This window comes from Arthrobacter sp. NPDC058288 (genome assembly GCF_042880995.1).
Taxonomy (GTDB): Bacteria; Actinomycetota; Actinomycetes; order Actinomycetales; family Micrococcaceae; genus Arthrobacter.
Genome location: NZ_JBHVYH010000004.1, coordinates 233180 through 252644 on the forward strand (window position 1 = coordinate 233180; position 19465 = coordinate 252644).

At 65.1% G+C, this 19465-nt stretch carries 17 protein-coding genes; 6 read left to right on the forward strand and 11 right to left on the reverse strand.

Annotated elements, in window-relative coordinates; all coding sequences use genetic code 11:
- Window positions 1-142: 142 nt before the first annotated feature.
- On the forward strand, window positions 143-1657 hold the full coding sequence (locus ACFVWT_RS13735; protein WP_390248592.1) for an MFS transporter: 1515 nt from the start codon (window positions 143-145) through the stop codon (window positions 1655-1657).
- Window positions 1658-1791: 134 nt separating this feature from the next.
- On the opposite strand, the gene ACFVWT_RS13740 is transcribed toward ACFVWT_RS13735, so the two are convergent.
- The 5 genes from ACFVWT_RS13740 to ACFVWT_RS13760 all read right to left on the reverse strand — a co-directional run bounded on the left by ACFVWT_RS13740 (window position 1792) and on the right by ACFVWT_RS13760 (window position 8116).
- Window positions 1792-3102 (reverse strand): hemolysin family protein, encoded by a 1311-nt coding sequence (locus ACFVWT_RS13740; RefSeq protein ID WP_390248594.1) that lies wholly within the window; start codon window positions 3100-3102, stop codon window positions 1792-1794.
- Between the two features lie 33 nt (window positions 3103-3135).
- On the reverse strand, window positions 3136-4824 hold the full coding sequence (locus tag ACFVWT_RS13745) for a RecQ family ATP-dependent DNA helicase (protein WP_390248596.1): 1689 nt from the start codon (window positions 4822-4824) through the stop codon (window positions 3136-3138).
- Between the two features lie 44 nt (window positions 4825-4868).
- Window positions 4869-5933 carry a hypothetical protein gene (locus ACFVWT_RS13750; protein ID WP_390248598.1) on the reverse strand — a complete coding sequence of 355 codons (1065 nt, stop codon included), beginning with the start codon at window positions 5931-5933 and terminating at the stop codon, window positions 4869-4871.
- Window positions 5934-5995: 62 nt separating this feature from the next.
- Window positions 5996-6991: a DUF6454 family protein gene (locus ACFVWT_RS13755; protein ID WP_390248600.1), complete on the reverse strand. Its 996-nt coding sequence runs from the start codon at window positions 6989-6991 to the stop codon at window positions 5996-5998.
- Between the two features lie 51 nt (window positions 6992-7042).
- The gene (locus ACFVWT_RS13760; RefSeq protein ID WP_390248602.1) at window positions 7043-8116 is read right to left on the reverse strand and encodes a glycerophosphodiester phosphodiesterase; all 1074 of its coding nucleotides are present in this window, start codon (window positions 8114-8116) and stop codon (window positions 7043-7045) included.
- Between the two features lie 298 nt (window positions 8117-8414).
- Here ACFVWT_RS13760 and ACFVWT_RS13765 point away from each other — a divergent pair, with 298 nt between their 5' ends.
- Together ACFVWT_RS13765 and ACFVWT_RS13770 are read left to right on the forward strand one after the other, a co-directional pair.
- Entirely contained in the window at window positions 8415-9800 is a 1386-nt protein-coding gene (locus ACFVWT_RS13765) for a DUF1524 domain-containing protein (RefSeq protein ID WP_390248604.1), read from the forward strand.
- Window positions 9801-9845: 45 nt separating this feature from the next.
- Window positions 9846-10550: an excalibur calcium-binding domain-containing protein gene (locus ACFVWT_RS13770; protein ID WP_390248606.1), complete on the forward strand. Its 705-nt coding sequence runs from the start codon at window positions 9846-9848 to the stop codon at window positions 10548-10550.
- 106 nt (window positions 10551-10656) lie between these two features.
- Here ACFVWT_RS13770 and ACFVWT_RS13775 read toward each other — a convergent pair whose 3' ends face one another.
- From ACFVWT_RS13775 to ACFVWT_RS13790, 4 genes are all read right to left on the reverse strand, one after another.
- On the reverse strand, window positions 10657-11880 hold the full coding sequence (locus tag ACFVWT_RS13775) for an MFS transporter (RefSeq protein WP_390248608.1): 1224 nt from the start codon (window positions 11878-11880) through the stop codon (window positions 10657-10659).
- A gap of 1 nt (window position 11881) precedes the next feature.
- Window positions 11882-12274, reverse strand: a complete 393-nt coding sequence (locus ACFVWT_RS13780; protein WP_390248610.1) for a hypothetical protein — start codon at window positions 12272-12274, stop codon at window positions 11882-11884.
- Window positions 12275-12695: 421 nt separating this feature from the next.
- Window positions 12696-13178 carry a hypothetical protein gene (locus ACFVWT_RS13785; protein ID WP_390248612.1) on the reverse strand — a complete coding sequence of 161 codons (483 nt, stop codon included), beginning with the start codon at window positions 13176-13178 and terminating at the stop codon, window positions 12696-12698.
- Complete coding sequence (locus ACFVWT_RS13790; protein WP_390248614.1) at window positions 13162-14199, reverse strand: HesA/MoeB/ThiF family protein; 1038 nt, start codon at window positions 14197-14199, stop codon at window positions 13162-13164. Before ACFVWT_RS13790 ends, ACFVWT_RS13785 begins: the two co-directional genes overlap by 17 nt.
- A gap of 269 nt (window positions 14200-14468) precedes the next feature.
- Here ACFVWT_RS13790 and ACFVWT_RS13795 point away from each other — a divergent pair, with 269 nt between their 5' ends.
- Window positions 14469-14999: a GNAT family N-acetyltransferase gene (locus tag ACFVWT_RS13795; RefSeq protein WP_390248616.1), complete on the forward strand. Its 531-nt coding sequence runs from the start codon at window positions 14469-14471 to the stop codon at window positions 14997-14999.
- 56 nt (window positions 15000-15055) lie between these two features.
- On the opposite strand, the gene ACFVWT_RS13800 is transcribed toward ACFVWT_RS13795, so the two are convergent.
- Together ACFVWT_RS13800 and ACFVWT_RS13805 are read right to left on the reverse strand one after the other, a co-directional pair.
- Complete coding sequence (locus ACFVWT_RS13800; protein ID WP_390248618.1) at window positions 15056-15949, reverse strand: potassium channel family protein; 894 nt, start codon at window positions 15947-15949, stop codon at window positions 15056-15058.
- Window positions 15950-16043: 94 nt separating this feature from the next.
- On the reverse strand, window positions 16044-17720 hold the full coding sequence (locus ACFVWT_RS13805) for an FAD-binding dehydrogenase (protein WP_390248620.1): 1677 nt from the start codon (window positions 17718-17720) through the stop codon (window positions 16044-16046).
- Between the two features lie 207 nt (window positions 17721-17927).
- Here ACFVWT_RS13805 and ACFVWT_RS13810 point away from each other — a divergent pair, with 207 nt between their 5' ends.
- Complete coding sequence (locus tag ACFVWT_RS13810) at window positions 17928-19319, forward strand: OFA family MFS transporter (protein ID WP_390248622.1); 1392 nt, start codon at window positions 17928-17930, stop codon at window positions 19317-19319.
- Window position 19320: 1 nt separating this feature from the next.
- Window positions 19321-19461 (forward strand): hypothetical protein, encoded by a 141-nt coding sequence (locus ACFVWT_RS13815; protein WP_390248624.1) that lies wholly within the window; start codon window positions 19321-19323, stop codon window positions 19459-19461.
- The last annotated feature ends 4 nt before the right edge of the window (window positions 19462-19465 follow it).

Here is a 19465-nt window from a genome sequence, read left to right on the forward strand (position 1 = left end):
AACGTGCGCGGGTCATTGAGGAGGGCGGGCAGCGGTGGGAAAATGGTCGGAGCACCGCACGTGAGCCGCAGTGGCTCCTCTCGACAGTTCGGCACGCTTGCCGGGCACCTGGGTTTGGCCGTTTCATGGAAGGGCCTCAGCTATGACCGTTCAGCCCCCGAAAAAGCGCCGCCTCCGCGTCACGGACGTCAACGTCGTTCACCATCCCACCCTGAGGAAGGCGCTGGGCGGCACCATCGTCGGCAACACCATGGAATGGTACGACGTCGGCGTGTTCGGTTATCTGATCACCACCATGGGCCCGGTGTTCCTGCCCGAAGCGGACAAGGCCGTGCAGAACCTGTTCCTCCTCGGAACCTTCGGTGCCACGTTTATTGCCCGGCCTTTGGGCGGCGTCTTCTTCGGCTGGCTGGGTGACAAGATTGGCCGCCAGAAGGTGCTGGCCATGACCCTGATGCTGATGGCGGCCGCGACGTTCGCCGTCGGCCTCCTCCCGGGCTACGCGGTGCTGGGAATCTGGGCCGCGGTCCTGCTGGTGGTCACCAAACTGGTGCAGGGCTTCTCCACCGGCGGCGAGTACTCCGGAGCCACAACGTTCGTGTGTGAGCATTCCCCGGACAAGCGCCGCGGCTTCTTCGCCAGTTTCCTGGACATGGGCAGTTACCTGGGCTTTGCCCTGGGAGCGGCGCTGGTCTCGGTCCTGCAGCTGACCCTGGGCCAGGACCAGATGGAGGATTGGGGCTGGCGCATTCCCTTCCTGATCGCCGGTCCGCTCGGCATTGTGGCGATCTACTTCCGGATGAAGATCGAGGAATCGCCCGTCTTCCAGGCAACCCTGGAAGCGGAGCAGGAATCAGCCCGGCACCCTGAGACGGGGGAGGTGCTCGGTGCCATGGGCCCGGCAGGAGTCTTCAGGACCTACTGGCGCAGGATCGTGCTGGCCATGATCCTCGTGGCGGCCGCCAATACGGTGGGCTACGCACTCACCTCCTACATGCCGACGTACCTGACCAGCAACAAGGGGTACGACGAGATCCATGGAACGCTGCTCACCATCCCTGTCCTGGTGGTCATGTCCCTGTGCATCCCGCTCACCGGCCATCTCTCGGACAGGATCGGACGCCGCCCCGTGCTGTGGATCGGCGCGGTCAGCACCGTGGTCCTGGCCATCCCCGCGTTCAGCCTGATCGCGGTGGGAACTGTCCCGGCCACCCTCGCGGGCCTGGCCCTGGTGGCCTTCCCCGTCACGTTCTACGTGGCCAACCTCGCGTCTGCTTTGCCGGCGCTGTTCCCGACGGCCCACCGTTACGGGGCCATGGGCATCGCCTACAACTTCGCCGTCGCCATCTTCGGCGGCACCACCCCGTTCATCATTGCCTCCCTCATCCAGGCGACCGGCAATGACATGATGCCCGCCTACTACCTGATGGCCACCTCGGCGATCGCCGTGGTCACCATCTACTTCCTGCCGGAATCCGCCCGCCGGCACCTGCCCGGGTCGATGCCAAGCGTGGACTCGGACGAGGCAGCCCGCGAGCTGGTGGCCACCCAGGACGAGAACCCGCTGCTGGACATGGACACTTTGCCTTTTGACAGCAGCTACGAGGCTGCGCGCGCGTCGCACGCGGGCCATACGGGAACGACGCCGGGCGGTTGAGCTGAGGGCCCTGGTGCCGCGGTCAACGGCCTCACCTCCCAGTGGAGGATGAGGTCACGGGGTGCCCCGAATACAAGCTGACTGCGGTCCGCCTGTCCGGGGCCGGCTGACGGCGTCCACACGGCGAGCGGTTACTAGTCCGAGGACAGCCCAACTGTCTTCCCGTCCGTCGGCGTCACCCGGATGCGGGCGATGCGGAGCCGGTCCATCGCGAGCACCGTCAGCATCTGGCCCGGCACCTCCACGCGATCCCCGACCACCGGCAGGCGGCCCAGACGGGAGATGACGAACCCGGCCACTGTCTCGTAGCGGCCCTCCGGGAGGGTGATGCCGGTGGCAGCCGCGAATTCCTGCAGGATCAGGCCGCCGTCCACGTCGACGGATCCGTTGGCCATGGTGACGCGGTCCTCGTGGTCGGCGCCGGTGTCGTACTCGTCGTAGATTTCGCCCACCAGTTCCTCCACCAGGTCCTCCAGCGTGACGATGCCGTCCGTGCCGCCGTATTCGTCCACCACCAGCGCGATGTGGTGGCCCAGCCGGCGCATCCGGGACAGTGTGGGCAGCACCCGGTTGGTACCCGGCAGGGGGAGGAGCGCGCGGACAATGTCCTTCACCATGTGCTGATCCTGCTGTTCATCCCGTGGCATCAGGTCGCGGATGTGGACGAAGCCCAGGACGTCGTCAGGGGTCCTGCCGATCACGGGGAACCGCGAATACGGGCCGTCCCGGACCATGCTGCGTGCGTCGGCGATACTCATGGTGCCGTCGATGAACGTCACTTCGGTGCGGGGGCGCATGACCTCCTGCAGGGTGCGGTCCCCGGCACCGAACACGTCGGTCAGGATGTGCCGGCTGCTTTCTTCCAGCAGGTCGCTCTCCGCCACCATGTCCCAAAGTTCCTCGGAGCTGATGCCCTCGCGTTTGGCATGCGGGTCGCCGCCAAAAAGCTTGACCACCGCGTCAGTGGAAACGGACAGCAGCCAGATGACGGGCCGCATGATTTCGGACAGGACCACCAGCGGCGGGGCCAGGACCCTGGTGAAGCCGACAGCGCTCTGCATGGCAAGCCTCTTGGGCACCAGCTCACCCAGCACCAGCGACAGATACGCCACCAGCAGCGTCATGCCGATAAAGGCCACCGGCTCGGCCGCGGCGCCGAACCCCACGCGTTCCAGGACGGGTTCGATGTCCGGTGAAATGGTGGACGCGCCGTACGCCGCCGAGAAGAAGCCGGAGAGCGTCACGCCGATCTGGACGGTGGAAAGGAAGCGGTTGGGGTTGCGGGCCAGCGCGGCAGCCCGGGCGCCGCGTTTGCCGGCCTTCTCGATCCGGCGCACCTGGCTTTCCCGGAGGGAAATGAGCGCCATTTCGGTGCCGGCAAAGACGCCGCCCAGCAGCACAAAAAAGAGAACCAAGGCGAAGTTGACCAACGTGCCGCTGTCCATAACCTGACATTACCGAACGTGGTCAACAACGGGTCACGTCGCGAGGGTCAGCAGTTTCCCGTCCGTCACGGCCTGGCGGGACAGCGTTTTGTAGCCCGCCGTCTCGAACAGGACCGTGATCGTGTCCTCTTCATGCCGCATCACCAGGCCCGGCCCCCATTCCTTGTGGCGGACGGCGGCCTGGAGCGGGAAGGGGTCACCGCCCGCGGCGGCTGCGGCGTCGTCGTCGTAATCCTCCTCGTAGGCGGAACCGTCGGTGCAGGTATCGCAGTTGCCGCAGGGCTCGGGGAGGTCCTCGCCGAAGTAGCCCAGCAGGAACTGGCGGCGGCAGGCGTCGGTCTCGGCGTAGCCGCGCATCATGTCGATGCGGGAGCGGTCCACGCGCTGGCGTGCTTCGGCGTGTTCGACGGCGCGTTCCACCACCGCGGGCAGTTTGGCGCCCGCGTCCAGCCGGATGCCGCGCTTGCCGGTGCGGACGGCCCGGGTTTCCTGGAGCTGGTTCAGCAGTCCGGTGAGCTTCCGCGGGGAGAAGCCGGTCTGCTCGGCGAGGACCTTCTGCTTCACGGGCCCGCCGGCGTCGCGCAGTGCCTGGAGAACGGCCAGGAGGGATTCCTTGTCCGGCGTGTGGGTGCCGAAGAACGTGCGGAGGCCCAGGTCCTCGGAGCGGTAGTGCAGGACGGCGGAGGCGGGCTGGCCGTCGCGCCCGGAGCGGCCGATCTCCTGGTAGTAGCTGTCCAGCGAGTCGGGGATGTCGGCGTGGATGACGAAGCGGACGTTGGGTTTGTCGATGCCCATGCCGAAGGCGGTGGTGGCCACCACCACGTCGAGCTCGTCGTCGAGGAACTGCTGGTGGACTCGGTCGCGCTCGCCCTGCTTCCGGCCGGCGTGGTAGGCCTCGGCGCGCAGGCCCAGGGCGGTGAGCTCCGCGGCGTAGGCCTCGGTGTCCTTGCGGGTGGCGGCGTACAGCAGGCCGGGCCCCTTCAGCTCGGCCACCTGCCGGGTCACGGCGCGGCGCTTGTCCTGGTCCTTGTGGTGGCGGATGACTTCGAGCCTGATGTTGGGCCGGTCGAAGCCGTGCACCAGGACCAACGGGTCCGTCATGTGCAGGCGCTGCTGGATTTCCTCGCGCACCGGGGGAGAGGCGGTGGCGGTCAGGCCGACGACGGGCGGGTTGCCCAGCTGCGCGCGGACCTCGCCGAGGCGCAGGTAGTCGGGGCGGAAGTCGTGGCCCCAGGAGGAGACGCAGTGGGCCTCGTCCACCACGAACAGCGGGATATCCAGGGCCGCGAGGCGGTCGACGGTTTCGGCCTTGGCGAGCTGTTCGGGGGCGAGGAACACGAAGACGGCGTCGCCGCTCGCCGCGGCGTCCCAGGCGGCGTTGTTTTCGGCATCGCTGTGGCCGGAGTTGATGGCGACGGCGGCGTGCCCGCCGAGGATTTCGAGGAGGCCGTCCAGCTGGTCCTCCTGCAGGGCGATCAGCGGGGAAACCACGACGGCGGGACCGCGGCTTGCGCTGTCCTGGTGCAGTTGGAGCGCGGCCACCTGGTAGATGGCGGACTTGCCGTAGCCGGTGGGCATCACGGCGAGGACGTCCCGGCCGGCGACGAGGGCGCGCATTCCGGCGAGCTGGCCGGCACGGAGATGGGCGAGTCCGAAGGTGTCCGCCGCGAGCCGGCGGAGTTCTGTGCTGGTGGGTTCTGCGGGGGCAAGCGCCTCGGCCATGATGGCAGCTCCGTGGGGTGGTGCGATCCGATGGCCGGGCGTCTTCAGCCGAGGGCTCCAGCATAACGCGTGCCGGCATTGGCGCCCCAGGAGCTGAGGAGTGCCAGTCCTGCTGCGACCGCTGCACTGAGCACCACCGCGCCCAGCCAGAGCGATACCGGCCAGCGGATCCCGTCCGCCACTGCGAAGGCCGCCAGCTGGCCCGTCCACACGAGGGCCGCGATTCCGGCTGCCACCGCGGGCAGCCGCCGGTCCAGCCAGTCCTGGGGCAGACGGGCCAGCAGCACGTCCGCCAGGATGGCGGCGGCCGTGGCCCCGGCAGCTCCGGCCGCCGCGACGGGGCGGAAGCCCACCATCGCGACGGGCAGCCACGCGGCAGCTGCCACCAGCATGGTGACAATCCCCCGGGCTGGGCGCCGGGCCGCGGAGAGCGTGAAGAGGAAGGGCGCCAGGATCAGCGCCGTTGTCAGCAGGTAACTGGTCAGGCCGATGACCACCGGCATCTCCGCCTGCAGGCGGCCAGGGGTGCCCACCGGCATCGGGATGAAGAGCGCAGTGGGACCGGGCCGGACAAAGGCGGAGCAATAGATGAGGAAGAACGCTCCCAGTCCCGTCATCAGGACGACGGCGAACAGTGCCGCCGGGGTCCACTCAAAGTCCCTGGCGCGGCGGCCTGTCCGGGCGCTTCGAACCGCGGTGCCCAGAATGAGGAAAAGACTGAAGCCAAGCAACAGGTGGGTGGGACTGACCAGCGCGTCCAGCGTGACCTCGATGCCCAGGAGTTCATGCCAGAGCAGGTCCAGGCCGCCGGCCACCGCGAAGAGGACGAGGCCCACAACGGTCCCGCGATAGCCGGGCGGCAGGGCCTGCGAGAGCGGCTGCCCGGGTTTCCGGTTCCGCCAGATCACGGAAGCCGTCCATAGCCCGGTGGCCACCATTCCGGAGTAGAGCGCAGCGTGCCACGGCGTAAAGAAGGTTTCCAGGCTGGGGAGGTTCAGGTGCGCCCAGCCGTCCAGGAAGACGGCCAGCACCAGCCAAACACCAAAGAGCTCTGTGATGAGGTCCCGGCGTCCGTTGATCACAGGGGTTTCTGCGGCATCGAGCATCATTGCCCACTTCCACGGAGGTGTTCGGTGATGGGATGGTACTGCTCCGGATGGGCGCCCACAAGCTATTTTGCGGGGGTAACCGTCGCTTCGTAGGTGAGGATTTCCGTGCCGTTGCCTTCTTCGGCATCGTCCGGCGCCACGTGCATGGTCAGGTGGTTACCTTCCGCCGTGAGCTTGAAGGGGTTCCGGGTGGCGGCGTGACCGGCCGTGGACCACTTCTGGAACGGCACATCATGCAGGGTCGTCTTCTTGGCAAGGTCGATCAGGGCCATGCCGCCCAATTCATAGGTGGCCGCCGTGCCGCCTGCCGCCGGAGTCTGGGGCAGATTGGCGACACCTCCGCACACGGCCTGGGATCCCGCCACGTACTGGCAGTCCTGGTAGTCGATGAAGTGGTTCGGGTTCTGCCATGTACTGAGCTGCTTGCCCTTGAGGTTCCATTCGGCGAACCGCCGGGAGCCCCAGGTGTTGCCGACCAGATGCCCGGTCTGCCGGTCCATGACGATGCCGCCAAAGTGGTCGGGGACCTCGAACTGCTTCTGCGCCTCGAGGGTTGCGGCGTCAATGCTGTAGATGATCGAGCTGCTGTTGGGCCGGTACTGCGCCACGCTTACCCAGATGTTCTTCCCGTCGAAGTCCAGCCCGCCCGGGTGGTACATGTCGCCTTCGCCCAGGGTGATGTCCTTCTGCAGGTTCCCGGCTTTGTCCATCACAAACAGGTGCCCGACGCCCTTCCCGGCCGTGCGGTCGTACCCGTCGCGCGGGGCAGGGTATTTGACGGTGGGCTCAGTTATTTCCACGGACGACAGGAAGATATGGTCCTCCGTGTAGGCGATGCCTTGGGGATGGAATGTGGGGAAGCCGAGCTTCAGCTTGCCCGTCATCTCCCAGTTGGTGGAGCGGTCCACCGCCTGGAAGCTGTCGGCCAATGCCGTGTCTGTGTGTCGGTCACTGTCGCCGGACTGGGGCGCAGCCTGCGCGGCAATGGCGCTTCCTGCAGCGATGACGATGACGGCAGCGGCGGCTGTCAGGGCGCCGCGGGTGCGAATGCGGTTCATGGGGATGCCTTTCAAAAGTGAGGTGCGGGACGGTGTGCGGGGCGTTCTTCCCTAGACGGCGCCCGGTTCCAGCGAGTACTGCTTCGGCAGCTTCATCGAGTGCTCGGCCATGACCTGACGCAGCCGGTCGGGATAGTCGGTGATGATCCCGTCAACGCCGGCGGAGATGAGGGCGCGCATGGTCGGCTTGTCGTCGACAGTCCACGGAATGACCTGCATCCCGGCGGCGTGGGCACGGTTGACCATGTCCGCCGTGACGTAAGGGACGTATCCCGGGTCCGCCACGGTTCCGTTTTGGGGTGTTCCGTGGACCGGGGAGATGGCGTCGAACCCCAGGTGGGAGGCGGCGTTGACCAGGTCTCCGCCAAAGTCGTCCGCGTCGATGCCGCCAAGCCACGGGGAACTGCCCGGCTGGCCGGCCTGCAGGAAGTCCTTGTTGGTCAGGGCGACGGTGCGGATCTGGGGGTCGGCCTCCTGGACCAGCCGCAGTGAGCCCCAGTCGAAGCTCTGGATGGATACGCGGTGCTGCATGTTGGCGGCTTTGATTTCCTTCAGTGCGACGGCCACAAACTGTTCACGGGGAGCTGTCTGCTCCGGGGCGCCGGCCTCCACCTTCGTTTCGATGTTGAATTTCACCTGGCTGGCCCGGTAGGAGTCCACCAGCGCAAAGACTTCCGCGAGCGTCGGCATCTTTTCGCCGGGGGCGGCCTGCTGCCCGGGGAACTGGGGGAGGGTGAGGCTTCCGCAATCGAGGGTGCGCACCTGGTCGAACGTCAGGTCTTTGACGTATTTGCCGGCGTAGGGAAACAACGGGTCACCGGGCGTCACGGGTGCGGTGTCAGCGCACTTCTTGTCGCTGATCTTGCGGTCGTGAGTGATGACTTCCCGGCCGTCCTTGGTTATCTGGAGATCGAGTTCAAGAGTGGTCACACCAGTCTCGAGCGCCTTGGCAAATGCAGGAAGCGTGGATTCGACCGTCAGCCCGATTCCTCCGCGGTGGGCCTGCAGGTCAAAGTGGTTGGCGGTGCCGTTCGGGTTGGTATCGGCAGCCTGCGCCGGAAGGGGTGCCCCCAGCGCCAGGCCTGCGCACATGGCGGCCACGGTCAGCAGCTTTGCGTTGTTCATTTTGTCGGTCTCCACATCGTTGTCATGCCAGTTGACGAGCGGCATCCAGTCTGGTCATCAACCGGAAACGAGGCACTTCCTGCCGGTGGAGAAGACATGACGGACTGGTGAACTCGGAAGTGAACTCTTAGTTCGGTTGGCAGGCACAAGATCGGCTCAAGACTCCATCAAGGTTGGACCAAGATCTCCGCAGATTCATCATTTGGCTGCCGCACGGGAAATACGCTTCTGGTTAGCAAGATTTGGCTTATGCAAAAGGCCCGGCTCATTGCCGGGCCTTTATTAATGGGGGAAAAGAATGTCGAACTATGTGACCCTCCCGGGGTCCACTTCTGCCGGGGAGGGCCCGACGCCGCCGCGCAAGCCGCGCGCTTCCACTTACGTCGTCGTCGCCATCACTGCGCTTTTTATGCTCCTGGGTGCGCTCAGCGGCGGTTTGGGTGGTGCATTGATTTTCCTGGCCATTACGGTGGGACTCACCGGGCTCTATGTCATGGCGACCGGCCGCCGTTCCTGGGCGTGGCTTCCGGCTAAGCGAAAGGCGGGGGCAATCGCCCTTGCCGTCTCCTTTGCCCTGTTTATCGGCGGTGCCGTCGCCTTGCCGCGGACTTCTTCCTTGAACGTTGAGGCCGCCTCATCGGAGAGCACCGCGTCCCAGGCTTCCGCTGCGGCGAGTGCTCCTGCCAAGGCGACACCGACGCCGTCGTCCACTCCAACCGCCCAGGAGGCGGGCGAACCGCTGGATCCGGAGAGCCCTTACGTCCTGGCGCAGGGCGTCAGCGCAACGGCCCCGAAGTCCCAGCCCGCCTTTGCCACCAAGGCGGTGGACCTGCTGGCCACCCTTCCGATCAAGGGCCGGGCACCCAAGACGGGGTATGACCGCGCCCTGTTCGGCCAGGCGTGGGCTGACGTTGACCGGAACGGCTGCGACACCCGGAACGACATCCTCAAGCGTGACCTGACGGGCATCACCTACACGAACAGCGTCCCGTGCAAGGTGCAGTCCGGAACGCTGGCGGACCCGTACACGGGCACCAGCATCAGCTTCCTGCGGGGGAGTGCGACCAGCAGCAAGGTCCAGATCGACCACGTTGTGGCCCTCAGCGACGCCTGGCAGAAGGGCGCGCAGCAGCTGACCACGGAACAGCGGACAGCCTTCGCCAACGATCCGCTGAACCTGCAGGCGACTGACGGGCCCACCAACATCAAAAAGGGCGACGGCGACGCCGCCACCTGGCTGCCACCCAACAAGGGCTTCCGGTGCGAATACGTTGCCCGGCAGATTTCCGTGAAGGCTACATACAGCCTGTGGGTCACCCAGGCGGAGCACGACGCCATGGCACGGATCCTGGGGGACTGCTCGGGCCAGTTGGCGCCCACCAACGAACAGGCGCCGGTCGCTGCCGCACCGGCGCCGGCACCTGCCGCCGTTGAGCCCGCGCCCTTTGTGGCAGTGCCTGCCCCGGCAGCGCCCGCTCCCGCTGTGGTTGCGCCGGCCCCCGCTCCTGTTGCTCCGGCACCTGTTGTCCAGGTGCCCGCACCCGTTGCGCCAGCCCCGGCCGCCGTCTACTACGCCAACTGCACGGCGGCCAAGGCCGCAGGTGCCGCTCCCATCTACGCGGGGCAGGCAGGCTACCGGGCCGCCCTGGACCGCGACTCCGACGGCATCGCCTGCGAAAGCTAACCAAACCCAATCACTCCACTGTTCCAAACTTTCCAAGGGGGAAAAATGAAAAAGATGTTGACATTAGTAGTGCTAACCGGCCTCATGCTGACCGGATGCGGCGGCAAACAGGCGGCATCGTCTGCGACCGCTGTTGCAGAGGTTGCGGACGCTGTCACGGTTCCCAGCGTGATGGGCCTGACCCTGGATAAAGCCACGGATCAGCTGGAAAGCCTAGGACTCAAGGTCAAGGCGGACGACACCGTCGGCGGCAAGATGATCATGGCCAAGAAGAACTGGCAGGTGACGTCCCAGGACCCCACGGAGGGCGCGAAGGTGGCGAAGGACTCCACCGTGCACCTCGGCGTCAAGAACCTTGAGAAGGAGGCGACGGAAAAGGCCGCCGCGGACAAGGCAGCTGCCGAGAAGGCTGCAGCAGCAAAGGCCGCTGCGGACAAGGTTGCGGCTGACAAAGCAGCGGCAGACAAGGCGGCAGCTGACAAGGCTGCAGCAGACAAGGCAGCGGCAGATGCGGCTGCGGCTGCCGCGAAGTTGGCGGCCGAGCAAGCTGCGGCTCAAAAGGCAGTCCCGCAGGTGCCGGTAGCTCCCGCGGCGCCCGCACCGGCCCCGGCAGTCCAGGCGCCGGCCGCCGCCTACTATGCCAACTGCACCGCCGCCAAGGCCGCGGGAGCCGCGCCGCTGTACGCGGGTCAGCCCGGCTACAGCACCAGCCTTGACCGCGATCGCGATGGAGTGGCCTGCGAGAAATAGTCGCCGGTTCCCGCATCAGCTGTTCTGCCGTGGATACCTTCTTTCGCTGGAAGGTAACCACGGCAGACGGCTTTAAGGACAAAGATTCTTTGTCGGACAAGGAAAACTAGTGCACAGTCTCCCTCTGCCGCGGCTCCGGTTCGCGCTCCTGAGGACTCAGGATCGAGTCAGACTTGAGCGCAAGCAGTCCTGAAAGCAGTGCTGCGAACAGAATGGACGCAAACGCCATGGATGACGAAACGCCCATGAGGTACGTGGCAACCGTGAGGCTGAGGGGGCTGGAGACCGTTTCAAGAAACTGGACGGCCGTCATGGTCTTACCGAGATCAGTGGAGGGAATCTGTTGGTGGATAAGGGACGTGCGCCCCACGGTCCAGGCAATGCCTCCAGTGCAGACGACAAAAAGAGCACTGGCCACGGCAATCCACGAAGGGACGAAGAAGAGCAACGAGCCCCCAGCCATGAGCCACGAGGAACGTTGCATGAGAATGTTGGGACGCCACGTGGAAAACAGGCCGGACAGGATTGATCCGCAAAACAAGCCTGCGGCCGCGGCTGCGCCCACAATCCCCACTTCGGTAGTTGAGCCACCCAGACCAACTGAGGTCTGGAAGATAGCCAGGGTTGAGAGAGGCGCGGACAGAAAGCCGATCAGGATAACTGTCCCGGCGAAACGCCACCAACCGCGCAGTTGAGAGAGTCTCCTGTACCCAGCGGAAAGTTCCTGAATAAAGCCTGGCCGATCTGGCACGCTGCCTGGACGGTCCGGCCACGGCAGGAAGTTCATGATCAACGCGATGACGGTGAAAGAGACAGCGTCCACGGCCAGCAACCACCAGGGACCCCAGACGGCACTCAAAGCTCCGCCGATGGCCGGCCCCACGATGGAAGCCGATGTCCATGCCGTAGAGACTGATGCATTGAACTTTGCTGTGCCGTCGCCATACATTTTCGGGATGGCAACGAAGGTTGCAGTTCTTGCGAACATGTCGAGGCTGCCGCGCAGGAAGGCACCGAGTACAAGAACCCAGAATGGCGTATGCCAGGGGCCGATAAGCAGCGCCATAGCTGCAACCACCAGCGCTTGACCCCAGTATCCAATGTGGGTCATGGTGCGCGGCGACATACGGTCGGCCAGTCCTCCGATGAGCACTCCGGGAAAGGCCTTCGGCAGCAGGGATGCGACGGCAACGATGGACATCTGGGCAAGGCTGCCGCTCGTTTGAAGCACGATGAGCGGCAGGGCGATGTTGTACGCGCCGCCGCCAAGCGAGTTAACCCACATTCCTGTCAGGTGCAGGCGCCGCTGCCATGGCTTTGCTGGAGACAATTTACTTTCCTTGGTACGCGCGGAGGATGGTGGCAAGATCGGTCTGCTTTTCTACTGAGGTCAGTAGCCATTGCATGGCGGGAGCCTGCCAAAAGCTGATGTTCCAGGTACGGGCAACCATCACGTGGAAGAGGGTGGTGCAGCATGGGACCAGGATCCGCCATCTTCCGGGAAGAATGAGGGCGAAGGGCAGGGCGAGTAATTCGAGGAAGGGAATTGCCCGGGTAATGACTCGAACGGGCCGGGCAAATCTCTCTTGGGCAAATGGGTGGCCGTCAGATGCCCCTAAATGCGAGTGGTAGATGTGATTCGCATCGCCGCGTCGGACCCAGGCGTCGAAACCGTGGATCAGTTTGGACAGGCCAGCCTGGGTGTAGGGCAAATACAGAGCCACACGTGACACTGAGAGCGGCAAGTTGGCGAGCCGCGGGTCGGTCGTGGCGGGGTGGGGCCACTGGCTTACGGCAAGGACCGCCTCGATAAACGTGTCATAGGGCCATCGGCCCGGAAGGGACCGGGCATCTGCGGCACGAGTTCCAAAAAAGACTCCCAGGGCCGCGCGCCGGAGCCAGGAAGAGTGCTTTGGATCGGAACTCTGGATTACCTCGCTCGCCGCTGCTGCCAGTAGCAGGCCGGCCGCTATTCGTTGAGCCCCCAGGACGTTGCGGGAAGTGGAATCACGATCCGAATTCGCGGCCGGAGGATCGAGGGCAGCCTTATAGTCCTGCATAGCAGCCGGGCCTGGTCGCAACGTGACTGCCACTGCAGCGACGATCCACAATGCGGCAGCGCGGGCCTGCCGCAAACTTGCTGGCTTACTGCGCATCTGATGGAACATAGGTATACACGACTTCCCTTTCTTCGGGCATCCCCCGCACAGTGGTCTCCACCCAGATCTCCATCCTGGCAAGGGGGACGCTGGGTAGATGTGCGGGGGATCTAACCTCGTCAAATGACCTCCACCGCTCGCTGCGCAGTCTGCGGAGAATCCTTTGGCACAGGACTTGTTTCGGATGGTCGTTTTCATCCATGAAAACGTCTGCGAACACGGCCCCGGCCCGGAAGAACTGGGTCGGAATGCAGTTTGCAGGCCCGCAGGCTACTACCGTTCCGTCTGACAGGTGGAACTCGACGGCGAAACGGGAGAGACGGTCGCCGAACTTCGCATTGAACATGTTGTTTGATGCGATGGGCCAGAAGTTCCTGTTGGCAACGGTCGACGCCAGCGATGCGACCGTAAACGCCCCGGCCAGTGCGACCAGTGCCTTGCTGCCGTTGACGTCAGGTGCACGCAGCACAGTGGATATTCCTGGCGAAGTCTTCAAATTCCGAGGACAGTTCCAGTGAGTCGAAGACCAGTCTCCGACCGTCCAGCTGCGTCGAGCCGGTGAGTAGATAGCGGAACACTTCCATGGCGGCAATGGACGCCACGATGGAGTTAAGGGGTCCGAAGCTGGGCGCCTGGTAGGCCGAGTTGAAATTTGTCGTAGTGAGGGACGCCGTGGAGTTCGTCCGCCCGTCGTTATCTGTTGCCCCGCACAGCAGGCAGGGAGTTTCGCCCGGCCTGACGACCGGCCCCACCACCCCGCGCGTGTCCTGGTAACCGGCGCAGGTAAACGGAGTTCCGGAGATAATGGACGCTTCGTTGGACCACTCGAGCACTTCCTGGGGAGTGTCCGCGGAAACAACCACGAAGTCTGAGTCGCGAAAGATTGGCAGGAGGTCGTCGACCCCTGAGATCATTGACGTGACTTCGATGGTGTTGATTCCGGGAGCCCGAAGCGAAAGATTCTTTGCGGCCGCTTCGATCTTCGATTTGCCGACGTCTTGGGCAGTGAAGAGATACTGCCGGGTGAGGTTGCTTTCCTCGACGGAATCTCCGTCCACCAGCACGAGGGAACCGACCCCGGCCGTCGCGAGCTGCATGGCCACGTTCGTCCCGATGCCGCCGACGCCGATGAGCGCTACCGTTCGGGTGCGGAGCAAGTCACTGGCTCCCGGTCCTGTGCCGTGAGCAAGCGCGAAGTACAGATCGTGGCGGCTGTATTTCCCTAGAAGGTCGATCCTGTAGGGCACCAATATTTCGGCGTCGATGAGTTCCTCAATGATTTGCCCGGAGCTTTCGCCAAGCAGTAGTTGGGCCTCGTTGCCCAGTTCGTCAAGCGTCCGCGGTTGCGATGCAAATCCAAGCAGTTCCGCCAGCCCGTCTGGTGCGTCTTCAATTTCGATTGCATTGGGTGGTGCCAAACCGATGTGCACGGAGGTGTCTGTTGTGACGACGGGAAGCGACTGCTTGAGGGAGTAGGTCGTGGCTGCCAATTCTTGCCTCCAATTAGGAGTGGGGACCACGCAATGCGTGGTCCCCACTAATTTTTCTTTGTTCAGTTGAACACGAAGTTCAGCTTGGAACGGCGCTTGGTCAGTCGCTTGAGCTTGAGCACGTGGATCACTCCTCTTGGTTTATCAATTTGGTGGACGGATTGAATCTACGACATCTGTCACAGAATTGACAAGTCTGTTGACTGAAAATTCTTTGAACGCTGATTCGTGTTACAAAAGCAGGTTGGATGGCGTATAGAGTCGTGTGCATGTTTGAACTTGTTGTCCCGGAGGCGTCCTTCTACCCGTCGTTTGCAGAGTCCCACCGCGAGTGGGGCGGCGTCCATCAGGACGGGGCCGGGCTAATGGCAGACGACGACGTCACCACCGAGGAGGGGTTCGCCGACTGGGTCCGACGGCTGGTGGCCGCTGAGAGGGCTGCCGAGACGGGCGGCATTGTTCCCTGCACGTATCGCTGGATCACAGAGGGCCCGCGGTATGTGGGGGCGATAGCCTTCCGCCACTACCTCACACCTGCCCTTCTGAACTCGGGCGGGCATATCGGATACGGGGTCCGGCCGTCCGACCGCGGGCGGGGGGCGGCGTCGTGGGCTCTGCGCGAAATGTGTGCCCGTTTGGCTGCGCAGGGAGAGCCTGACCGCGTCCTTCTGACCTGCGACGATGCAAATACTGCGTCAGCCAGGACCATCGAGCGCAGTGGCGGCCTGCTCGAGGACGTGAGGATGGGCGGGAACGGGCGGCCATTTCGGCGCTACTGGATTGATGTGGCGGGCTCCTGAGCCAGACGGGTCATGACGGCGCAGGAGTAAAGCGGGGTTGTAATGGCACGGAGAGGCTAGTTTGTGTCCGGGTTTCCCGGCCGCCGGTGTCTGTGGTGGAGCTCGTAGCTGTCGAACACATCGGCGGAAGTGGTGCCAACGTGGCCGAATTTGCCGCGAAGGACGTCCGCGAGTCCATCGAGCGCAGCGTGGAGCATCCGTCCGGCGAACTGGAGTTCAGCGCTTTCGCTTTGCTGGGCCTGGGATGCCATCTCCTGGGCGTAGGCCACTGTGGCGGGCAGCGAGCCGCGCTGCTCAATTTCACGGAAGTAGTAGGTTTCATGGAACGCCAGCAGGTCTATGCTCACCGAAGCCACGTTTCCGGCAATTGACTCCAAGAGACCGGCAGCGTGAGCGGGGTCCAGCGCCAGGACACCTGCCGGACCGGCCGCCTCCCTAAACAAGGTTAGCTGGTGGGCAAGGGCGCGGCGGCGGTTCAGGGCCGGGAATGTCTGAAGAATCCAGGTGACTGTTGCCGTCAGCAAGCCGAAGCCGGTGACGGCCTGGAGGGCAACAACCAGCCTGAGCACCGGATGGGCTGCCACGATATCGCCGAACCCGACAGTGGAAAGAGTGACCAGGGAGATGTAGAGGGCTTCGGCGAAGTCTGCCCGCAGCGGAACCCCCGCTCCGTAGATAAAGCCGTCCGTCAGGTGGGGCAGGTAGAGCAGTGCCCAGCCGATGGCCGCCAGGCCCGCCCAGGCGCCAATGACGGCGGCCATCGCCAAGGGTGCCGCGATGAAGGAGCCCCGGCCCCGCAGTTTTCTGGACACCAGCCAGAATCCGCGCATGATCGCCCGGCCCAGCGGACCGGAACCATGCGGGTACAGAAGGGTGCGAAAGACGTCCACGAGCATCAAAAGAACCAGCCCGGCCCCCAAAACCGTCCAGAGCGTGTCCTCGAAGTCCATGCCTCATCTTAGAAGCGGTATGACAAGAGTCGTGTGCATGTTTGAACTCGTTGTCCCGGAAGCGGCCATCTAACCGTGCGCCGACGCATCCCAGCTAAACCGTCCGCGCCAGGGAGCGCCCCACGGTCCTGCCGGTGAAGAGGCAGCCGCCCAGGAACGTGCCTTCCAGTGCGTTGTAGCCGTGAGCCCCGCCGCCGCCGAAGCCCGCTGCCTCCCCCGCAGCGTAGAGGCCGGGGATGCGCTCGCCGTCGTGCGAAATAGCCTGGCCGCTGAGGTCCGTCTGGATGCCGCCCAGGGTCTTGCGGGTGACAACGTGGAGCCGCACGGCAATCAACGGGCCGGCTGCCGGGTCCAGGATCCGGTGCGGTTTGACCGTGCGGAACAGCCGGTCGCCCAGAAAGCGGCGGCTGTTGTGGATGCCCAGGATCTGCGTGTCCTTTGAGTAGGGGTTGCGGATCTCGGCGTCCCGTTCCTCGATCTGCCGGCGCAGCCCGGAGTAGTCCAGCAGCGGCTCAGGGGTGATGCCGTTCATGCCGCGGACCAGATCCGACAGATTGTCCGCCACCACAAAGTCGGCGCCGTGTTCCTTGAACGCTTCGATGGGGGCTGCGGCGCCGCTGCCCAGACGGGACCTGAGCAACAGCTTCAGGTCCCGGTTGGTGATGTCCGGGTTCTGCTCGGAGCCGGAGAGGGCGAACTCTTTTTCGATGATCCGCTGGTTCAGGATGAACCAGGAGTGGCTGTACTGCTGGATGTCCGGGGTGGTCCGCAGCAGCCGCAGGGTTCCCAGGGTGTCGTAGCCGGGCAGCACGGGGGAGGGGAGCTGCCGGCCCAACGCGTCAAACCATAACGACGACGGCCCCGGCAGGATGCGGATGGCATGGTCCGGCCAGACGGGGTTCCAGTTCTGGATGCCCTCGGTGTAGTGCCACATGCGGTCACGGTTCACCAGCCTGACGCCTGCTTGATCGGCGATGTCCAGCATCCGCCCGTCCACGTGCCGGGGCACCCCGGTGATCATCTTCGCGGGCGGCGTCCCCAGCCGCTGCGGCCACCACCGGCGCACCAGTCCGTGGTCGCCGCCGATCCCGCCGCTCGCAATCACCACGGCCTGCGCGCGCATCTCAAACTCGCCAACAGTGTCCCGGTTCGAGGCAACGCCCCGCGGCGAGGCGTCCGGTGCCAGCACGGTGCCGCGCACCCCGGTGACCGTGCCGCCGTCGAACGTCAACCCGTCCACCCGGTGCCGGAAGTGGAACTTGACGCTGCCCGCGGAAGCGGCCGCCCGGGCCTTGTCTGCGAAAGGTTCGGAGACGCCGGTGCCCGTTCCCCACGGGACGTGGAAGCGGGGGACCGAGTTGCCGTGGCCGCCGGCCCTGCCGTCGCCGCGTTCGGCCCAGCCCACCAGCGGGGTGAACTTGATGCCGTGCTCGTGCAGCCAGGAGCGTTTCTCGCCGGCGGCGAACTCGACGTACGCGCGGCCCCACTGCTGCGCCCACTCGTCCTCAGGAAGCGGGCCGTCCAGCCGGTCCCACTGCGCCGAGCCCTGCCAGTCCTGCCAGGCCAGCTCGAAGGAATCCTTCACGCCCAGGCGCCGCTGCATCGGGGTGTCCACCAGGAACAGCCCGCCGAGGGACCAGAAAGCCTGGCCGCCGAGGTTGGCCGCGTTCTCCTGGTCCAGGATCGCCACGCGCTTGCCGGCCCGGACCAGCTCGTTGCTGGCCACCAGCCCGGCCAGCCCGCCGCCGATGATGATGACGTCCGCGTCCATCAGATAACCGCCCTGATTGAAGGTAAGTGGGAGTTCAGCATCAACCTACCGGACCGTTCGTCGTAAAGTCCCTACCGCTTGGCGCGCCAATAGTACGTTTGCTGATGATTTGGGCACATGATTGCTGGAGGCAACGGGCCGTGTGGGGGGTCTTTAGCCTCTGGATCGATCTGACATTGACGTCTTCGACACGCAAGGGAAGCAAACATGGGTTGGCTTGACCGTGACCGCACCATCGCCCCGCCGGGATTCAACCGCTGGCTGGTACCGCCCGCGGCGCTCGCCGTCCACCTCTGCATCGGCCAGGCCTATGCCACCAGCGTCTACAAGACGGCGCTGGTCAAACATTTCGGGGCCAGCCTGACGGAGATCGGCGTGATCTTTTCCATCGCCATCGTGATGCTGGGCCTCTCCGCCGCGGTCATGGGCACCTGGGTGGACAGGAACGGCCCCCGCAAGGCGATGTTCACCTCGGCCATGTTCTGGGCCAGCGGGTTCCTGATCGGCTCGCTCGGCATCTTCACCCACCAGCTGTGGCTGGTGTACGTCGGCTACGGCGTGGTGGGCGGAATCGGCCTGGGCATCGGCTACATCTCGCCGGTGTCCACCCTGATCAAGTGGTTCCCGGACCGGCCGGGCCTGGCCACCGGCATGGCCATCATGGGCTTCGGCGGCGGTGCCTTGATCGCCAGCCCCGTCTCCACCGCGCTGCTCAAGCTGTACGATCCCAACTCCGGCGCCAAGGGATGGGTGGCCAGCGGCGACTCGGTCGGCAAGCTCTTCCTGACCCTCGCCGTCGTCTATCTCGCGTACATGCTCTTCGGCGCCTCCACCATCCGTGTCCCGGCCGACGGCTGGCGCCCGGCAGGGTTCGACCCCGCCAAGGTGAAGGCCGCCAAGCTGGTCACCACCGAGAACGTCTCGGCCAGGAACGCGATCAAGACCCGGCAGTTCTGGCTGGTGTGGGTGGCGCTGTTCTGCAACGTCACCGCGGGCATCGGCATCCTGGAACAGGCGGCGCCCATGATCCAGGACTTCTTCCGAAAGTCCGACGGCGTGTCCCTGGTCAGTGCCGGGGTCGCCGCCGGTTTCGTGGGGCTGCTTTCCATCGGCAACATGGCCGGGCGCTTCGCCTGGTCCGCCACCTCCGACGTCACGGGCCGCAAGCGCATTTACATGGTGTACCTGGGCGTGGGGGCGGTGCTCTACACTGTGCTGGCGCTGGCCGGCTCCAGCACCACTGTCCTGTACGTGGCGCTGGCGTTCTTCATCATTTCGTTCTACGGCGGCGGTTTCGCCACGGCGCCGGCCTACCTGCGCGACCTCTTCGGAACCTTTCAGGTGGGCGCCATCCACGGCCGGCTGCTGACCGCATGGTCCGCCGCCGGGGTGGCCGGGCCGCTGATTGTCAACGCGTTCCTGGATGCGCAGGGCAAGCCCGGACAGCTGAACGCGGCGTCCTACCAGCCGGCCCTGCTGACCATGGTGGGGCTGCTGGTGGTCGGCTTCATCGCCAACCTGCTGGTCAAACCGGTGGATGCACGGTTCCACGAACCCCGCCCCGACCGCCGTCGGCCCGAACCTGCCTTGGAGGCCTGAGATGAACACCCAAAACACCGGCGCACAGGCGCCCGTCAAAGCGGCCACCGGCCTGCTCGTCCTGGCGTGGGCCCTGGTGGGGATACCGCTGCTCTACGGAGTCTTTGTCACGCTGACCGGCGTCGCGGCGCTCTTCGGGTGAGGGG